The 6,740-nt window shown below is 67.7% G+C and carries 7 protein-coding genes and 1 pseudogene; 2 read left to right on the top strand and 6 right to left on the bottom strand.

What is annotated here, in order from left to right; translation table 11 throughout:
• The 4 genes from EQG76_RS32535 to EQG76_RS26705 form a co-directional block, all read right to left on the bottom strand.
• Positions 1–331, bottom strand: a 331-nt coding sequence (locus EQG76_RS32535; RefSeq protein ID WP_159717939.1) for an ATP-binding cassette domain-containing protein, incomplete at its 3' end; no start/stop codon positions are given.
• A complete protein-coding gene (locus EQG76_RS26695; RefSeq protein WP_159717941.1) occupies positions 328–1,299 on the bottom strand; it encodes an ABC transporter ATP-binding protein in 972 nt (323 codons plus the stop codon). The genes EQG76_RS32535 and EQG76_RS26695, both read right to left, overlap by 4 nt.
• A gap of 31 nt (positions 1,300–1,330) precedes the next feature.
• A complete protein-coding gene (locus tag EQG76_RS26700) occupies positions 1,331–2,182 on the bottom strand; it encodes an ABC transporter permease (protein WP_159717943.1) in 852 nt (283 codons plus the stop codon).
• Between the two features lie 4 nt (positions 2,183–2,186).
• The gene (locus EQG76_RS26705) at positions 2,187–3,191 is read right to left on the bottom strand and encodes an ABC transporter permease (protein WP_407925575.1); all 1,005 of its coding nucleotides are present in this window, start codon (positions 3,189–3,191) and stop codon (positions 2,187–2,189) included.
• A gap of 748 nt (positions 3,192–3,939) precedes the next feature.
• Between EQG76_RS26705 and EQG76_RS33735 the strand changes: the two are divergent.
• Together EQG76_RS33735 and EQG76_RS32540 are read left to right on the top strand one after the other, a co-directional pair.
• Positions 3,940–4,778: pseudogene (locus EQG76_RS33735) on the top strand (LysR family transcriptional regulator); the annotation flags it as partial.
• Between the two features lie 141 nt (positions 4,779–4,919).
• On the top strand, positions 4,920–5,009 hold the full coding sequence (locus EQG76_RS32540) for a P-loop NTPase family protein (RefSeq protein WP_235031580.1): 90 nt from the start codon (positions 4,920–4,922) through the stop codon (positions 5,007–5,009).
• Between the two features lie 322 nt (positions 5,010–5,331).
• On the opposite strand, the gene EQG76_RS26725 is transcribed toward EQG76_RS32540, so the two are convergent.
• Both EQG76_RS26725 and EQG76_RS26730 read right to left on the bottom strand, forming a co-directional pair.
• The gene (locus tag EQG76_RS26725; protein WP_159717951.1) at positions 5,332–5,823 is read right to left on the bottom strand and encodes a cytochrome b; all 492 of its coding nucleotides are present in this window, start codon (positions 5,821–5,823) and stop codon (positions 5,332–5,334) included.
• Positions 5,824–5,934: 111 nt separating this feature from the next.
• Positions 5,935–6,444, bottom strand: a complete 510-nt coding sequence (locus tag EQG76_RS26730; RefSeq protein WP_159717953.1) for a Spy/CpxP family protein refolding chaperone — start codon at positions 6,442–6,444, stop codon at positions 5,935–5,937.
• Positions 6,445–6,740 lie beyond the last annotated feature (296 nt).

Genomic DNA, 6,740 nt, shown 5'->3' on the forward strand with positions numbered 1-6,740 from the left:
CCTTGAAGTGCGGGTTCAGGCTCTCGGTTGGGTCCTGGAACACGACCTGAATCCGGGCCCGCTCCGGCGACGCCACGAAGCGATGCAGCGGGATGCCGCCGATGTCCTTGCCGTCGAAGCGGATGGTGCCGCCGGTGGGATCGGTGAGGCGCGCCAGCAGCCGGGCGAGCGTGGACTTGCCGCAGCCGGATTCGCCGACCAGGCCGACGCTCTCGCCGCGATTCACGACGAGGTCGACGCCATCGACCGCGTGCAGCGTGCCGCGCTTTTTGCCCTCGCCGGTGGGATAGAACTTCCGGAGGCCGGTGGCTTCGAGCAGAGGTGTGGTCATGTGGGCCGCCAGCATCGGACGAGGTGGGATCCGGTGAGCTCGGTGACCGGCAATGGCTGCGCGTCGCAGACCTCGACGCGCCGATCGCAGCGGTCGCGGAAGCGGCAGTAGGGCAGGTCCTGGCGGCGCAGGTCGGGCAGACCGCCGGGGATGGAGCCGAGGTCGGCAATCTCATCGGCGGCTGCCGGGGTCGCGGCGATCAGCCTGGCGCTGTAGGGGTGCGCGGCCTTTTCGAGGAGGACCTCGGTGGGTGCGTCCTCCACCGTGTGGCCGGCATGCATGACAGCGATCCGGTCGCAGTATTCGCCGGCTAGGCCCAGGTCGTGGGTGATGAGCAAAGCACCCATCCTGGTCTCGTCGACCATCTCGCGGATCAGGTCCATCACGACCGCCTGGGTCGTGACGTCCAGGCCGGTGGTGGGCTCGTCCGCGATCAGCAGCATGGGCCGGCAGGCCAGCGCCATGGCGATCATGACGCGCTGGCACATCCCGCCGGACAGCTCGAACGGATAGGCGTCGTAGCGCCGGGCAGAATCGGGAATGCGCACCCGCTCCAGCGCCTCGATCGCCTTCTTCTTCGCCTCGTGGCCGGTGACGGGACCGTGGCGGCGCAGGACATCCTCGATCTGCCTGCCGACCTTGCGGATGGGGTTGAGGGCGGTGCGCGGGCTCTGGAAGATCATCGAGATCTCCCGGCCGCGCATGGCCCGCATGGCTGCGCCATTGTCGGCGAGCAGGTCGGCGCCAGCGAAGTGCACGCTGCCGCCGCCGATCTCGGCGGTGCTTTCCAGCAGGCCCATGATCGCGAACGCGCTCACCGACTTGCCGGAGCCGCTCTCGCCGACGATGCCCAAGATCTCGCCGCGGTCGATGTGGAAGGAAACGTCCTGAAGCGCCTTCACGCGGCCCTCGCGGGTGCGGAAGTCCAGGGACAGCTTGTCGACCTTGAGGAGTGGGGGAGCGGTCACGTGCGCCTCCAAGCCTTAGCTGCCGGCGCCCTCACGTGCGCCTCCGCGGATCGATCATGTCGCGCAGTCCGTCGCCGAGAAGGTTGAAGCAGAAGACCGCCAGCACGAGAGCCATGCCGGGAAAGACGAAGGTCCACCATTCGCCGGAAAAGATGTAGCTGGCTCCTTCCGACACCATGATTCCCCACTCCGCCTCGGGCGGACGGACACCCAGGCCGATGAAGGACAGGCCGGCGGCATTCAGGATCGCCCAGCCCATGTTGAGCGAAGCCTGGACCATCATGGGCGGGAGGATGTTCGGGACGATGTGGCGGGCGAGGATCCGGACCGAGCCGTTGCCGCCCATGCGCGCCGCCTCGACATAAGCTGCGTCGCGGCGGACGTTCACCTCGGCGCGGGCATAGCGGCCGTAGAAGGGCAGGTTGATGATGGCGGTCGCGATGATGATGTTGACCACGCTGTTGCCCAGCGCCGCGACGATGCCCATGGCCAGCACGAACAAGGGGAAGGCCATGATCGTGTCGAACACGCGACCGATCAGCTGGTCGACGAAGCCACCGCGGTAGCCGGCGATGGCGCCCAGCGAGGTGCCGATCACGAACGATGCGGCCACCGCGGTGACGGCCATGCCGAGGTCCAGGCGGGCGGCGACCACGACGCGGCTGAAGATGTCGCGGCCGAGGTGGTCGGTGCCGAACCAATGCTGCCAGGAGGGCGGCACCATGCGCGCGTTCGAATCGGTCATCAGCGGGTCGTAGGGGACCAGCGAGGGCCCGAGGATCGCGCACAGGAGCAGGAGGGTGAAGATGACCACGGCCACCAGCGTCAGCGGGTTCTCGGCGAACGCGTGACGGGTGTCCTTGGCGAAGGTCGCGAGGGTCATGGCGTCAGCCCTCGAAGCGCACGCGCGGGTCGATCAATCCTGCGAGCAGGTCGACCACGAGGTTCAGCAGCACGTAGATGACTGCCATCATCAGGATGAAGCCCTGCACGGCGGCGTAGTCGGAGGCGATCACAGCACTCACCGCGTAGGCGCCGATGCCGGGCCAGCCGAACACCTGCTCGATCAGGACGTTGGATCCCAGCAGGAAGGAGAAGATCATCCCCATGATGTTGGTGATCGACAGCAGCGCGTTGCGGAAGCCGTAGGTGAATAGCACGGTGGCGCCGGACAGGCCGTTGGCGCGCGCGGTGCGGACGAAGTCGCTGCCAAGTGCGGTGAGCATCGACGCACGGGTCATCCGGGCGATCGGTGCCAGGGCGAACAGGGCCAGCGAGATCGTGGGCAGGACTAGCTGGGCCAGCGCCCCGCGGAAGGATTCACTATCGCCGGCAAGCAGCGTGTCGATCAGGTAGAAGCCGGTCACCGTGTCGGGAGCGACGTAGTAGATCTCATCGATCCGGCCGAGCGGCTGCGGCGCCCAGCCCAGCAGGTAATAAAAGACGTAGACCAGCAGCAGCGCCACGAAGAAAGTCGGGAAGGCCGCCGCGACTGTGACGGTGCCGCGGCAGAAGTGATCGACGAATGAGCTCGGCCGGACAGCGGCGAACACGCCGAGCGGGACGGCGACGACGATCGCCACGATCAGTGCGGCGAAGGTCAGTTCCATGGAGGCCGGCAGACGCTGCAGGAGGTCGTCGGCCACCGGCTGGCCGGTGGTCAGCGAGGTGCCAAGGCTGCCGTGCGCCAGATCCCAGACATAGAGCGCGAACTGCTCGGGCACGCTCTTGTCCAGGCCCAGGCTCTCGCGGACCTGCTGGACGGACTCGGCGTTGGCGGCGGGGCCAGCGAAGTAGACGGCAGGATCGCCTGGCAGTGCCCTCGACAGAAGGAAGGTAGCGATGATCACTCCGATGAGGCTCGGTATGGCCGAGCCCATGCGGCGCAGGATGTAGCCGGCAGACAGTGAACGGTTCCTTCTGCTGAGGTGCTTTCTTCCCCGGCAGCAAGCAGCATGCCACAAACCCCGAAAACCGAAGATCGAGCAGGCATGATGACGCGCCGCGGTCGCAATCAGCGGGTTGGCCCGGATGCGCCTGGACCGGATGTGCAAATGTTGGGCGCATGAGCGCAGAAGCCGGCCACTTATTCAGCATCCAGCCGCAGAGTACGCCGCCGCGGATCAAGCACATGCCCGATACCGCCCCGGGGCCGCACTAGCCTGCAGACGCATCCGCTTTTGCCCCTGTGCGTAGGCCTGCACGTCACCCTGACGTACTTCGGCACATCGCGCTCGACGCCGGCACGATCCGGATCGACCATTTGCCCCGCTCCCGGTTGGTGTGGTCGGTCTGGGTCGCCTCGATTCCGACCCGACGCAGGGCCGGCGCCAGGCGCTTCAGGCTCGACGTCAGGCTGTTCGGTGCCGCCGGCCAGCCTCTGGCCCGCTTGATGTCCCAGGTCGGCCCCGGCGTTGAGCCGGCTCAGCAGCTCGCTGGCGGTGCCGAGGAAGCTGTCGTCGCTGGCCCCCAGCACCGCGCGCAACGGCGCCACCAGGACCTCGCCCTCCGCCACCATCCCTCGGGGCTCAATGTGTAGGGTGCCTGCCTATACGATTAGGCGGTATAACCTGCTTACGGCTATAGGCAGGGGTTATGAATGGCGGCTGCCAACCCCAATGATCTGGCGGCCTTCGTGGCGCGCGGGCGCGGAGCTTCACTCGGGCCGCGGCCCAGCTCGGCGTTTCGCAGCCGGCGTTGAGCCAAGCCATGCGGACCCTGGAGGAGCGGCTGGGCGTGCGGCTGCTCACCCGCACCACGCGCAACGTCTCGCCCACCGAAGCCGGAGAGCACTTGCTCCGGATCTTAGAACCACGTCTCATGGAGATCGAGGCGGAACTCGCCGTCCTGGGTGACCTGCGCGAGAAGCCCGCAGGTACCCTGCGCCTGACCGCGGACGAGCATGCTGTCCGATCGGTGGTTTGGCCAGCGCTGCAACGCTTCCTCCCAGACTATCCCGATATCACGGTGGAGGTGGTGGTGGACTACGGTCTGACGGACATCGTGGCCGAACGTTACGATGCCGGCGTACGTCCGGGCGGGATTGTCGCGAAGGACATGGTCGCCGTATCGGGCCGGACTTGAGCATGGCCACGGTTGCGGCACCCAGCTACTTCGCCACCCATCCAAAGCCGCAGATCCCGCACGACCTGACCGGCCACCGTTGCCTCAACCTACGCCTCCCGACCCACGGCGGGCTCTACGTCTAGGAATATGAAGGCCGCGAGCTTCGGGTCCGCGTCGAGGGACAGCTGGTGTTCAACACGGTCAGCCTGATCCTGGACGCTGCCCTGGCTGGCTTTGGCCTGGCGCATCTCGCCGAGAGCCAGGTGCAACCCTACCTCGCCGCGGGACAGCTGGTGCGGGTGCTGGTGGACTGGTGCCCGCCATTCGAGGGCTATCACCTCTACTATCCCAGTCGGCGTCAACACTCCGCGGCGTTCGCGCTACTTGTCGAAGCCTTACGCTATCGGAGCTGATGCAAGGACCTACGTTTCCAGAAGCCCTGCGTTCAGAACTGCGGTCGGGCAAGACCGGGTATTCCATAGCTGCGGGGCCATCAGGGATGGCAGTGTTCCGATCCTGGCCGGATCGAGCTGGAGGTTGGCCTGGGAGAGGTCGTGGCCCTGCTCGGGCGCGACGGCGTCGGCAAGACCACGCTGCTGCATGCGCTCATGGTTCTGGGCCGGTCAGGAGCAACTCCTTTCTGATCAGGGCCAGGAAGTGCCGGCGAACTGGCCGCCGCACCGGATCGCCCGGCTGGGCCTGGCGCTGGTGCCGCAGGGGCCGGGCGCCTTCGGCCCTCAGCGTGGAGAAACCTGCGCCTTGCCACTTTGGCGTCCAGGCCATCGGCCTGAACGCTGGGCGCATCTATGCCGAGTTCCCGCGCCTGGCCGAGCAGAATGTCGCGGTGGCCCTGCAGGTCGCGACCCGCGCCGTGGTGCTGGCCGAGGGCGGCATCCTGTTCGCCGGCAGCGCAGACGTGCTGGCGAACGACCAGATCTCCAGCGCCGCCACCTCGGCGTCTGAGGCTCAGCCCGACGGCAGCCGCGCGGGCAGCATGCGCTCCAGCAGTCGGTCGCGCCGGCCGAACTGGTGCCAGAACGCTGCCAGGACATGGACGAGGACGATAGGTGCGATGGACCAGGCGAGCGCCACATGGACCGCACCCGGCCAGCCGCCCAGCGTCTTGCCGAACGCGGACACGGTGACGATGCCCAGCAGCGGCTGGACCAGGATCGCCAGGTAGAGCAGGCCGTGCGAGGCATGCGCCGCGCTGCGCTGCAGCCGCGACATGCCAGCGGGCAGAGGCGGCTGCGGCACGCTCAGCCGGTAGGCGAGGCGCGCGATGGCCAGGATCAGGACCGCCCAGCCGCTGACCAGATGGGTGCGGAACAGGTAGAAGCGCCCGTCACTGCCCCGCTCGAACATGCCCCAGCTCCAGCCCGTGATGAACTGGACCAGCACGAGGGCGGCGATCACCCAGTGCAGCGTCATGGCGATCCGGTCGTAGCGAGGGCTCATCCGTACTTCCCGCCACGACCCGCAGGGAGGTCGTCCGACGCCAGGGCCGCGAACGGCTGGGTCGGGGCATGACCCGTCTCCCGGTCGCCCGCCTCCAGCCGTGCGCGCGGCTCAGCCGCGGCGCATGAACCGGCCGGGGTGGTCGAACATCTTGTCCAGGGTGCGCTTCTGCGCGTCGTCCAGCGTGTCATAGAAGGCGGCATAGGCCGGACGGACGTCCGCGGCAATCGCGGCTGCCCGCGCGAGCGCCTCCTCGACATTGGTCAGCTTCGCTACCGAGTTGCCCTCGCGCAGCTCGCTCAGGTCGGTGCAGATCTCCTGCACGCGGGGCTCGGCACCGGTGAGCGTGTCCCGCAGGGCCACCCAGGTCTCCTGCTGGCGTCCCTCGAACTTGGCGAAGCTCTCGAACGCGGCGAGGCGCTCGGCCAGCCGCTCGCCGGCATTGCCGCTGCAGAACGCGCGCAGCATGCCCCCATGCCCATGGCCATGCCCCATCCGCACCTCGTGCCGCTGGCCATGGCCCGGCCCCCAGGCCTCGGGCGGTGCCGCGACAACACCAGCACCGCCTATCACCGCGACAGCGGCGATCGCACCCAGGCCGGCTGCTGTCCAGTTGCGCATCTCCATCTCCTCCTTGCTGCACCTTCCTTATGGCCCTGGCCGGTGAACGATTGATGTCGTCGGAAGTAACGGGCAGATTCCCCGGCAGCCCACCCAGTGCCCGCGGTTCGTGCCGACGATTTCATGAATGTGACGAAGTGCAACGGCTACTGCCGGTATGCTGCCGGCTCCACTAGACTGGTGGCATGGACGTGAACCCCATCGTGCTCATCGTCGACGACGACCAGGAGATCCGCGACCTGGTGGCAGCGTTCCTCGCACGCCACGGCTTGGCCGTCCGCACTGCCGAGGACGCC

This window comes from Geminicoccus flavidas (genome assembly GCF_009806515.1).
In the GTDB taxonomy this organism is placed as follows: domain Bacteria; phylum Pseudomonadota; class Alphaproteobacteria; order Geminicoccales; family Geminicoccaceae; genus Geminicoccus; species Geminicoccus flavidus.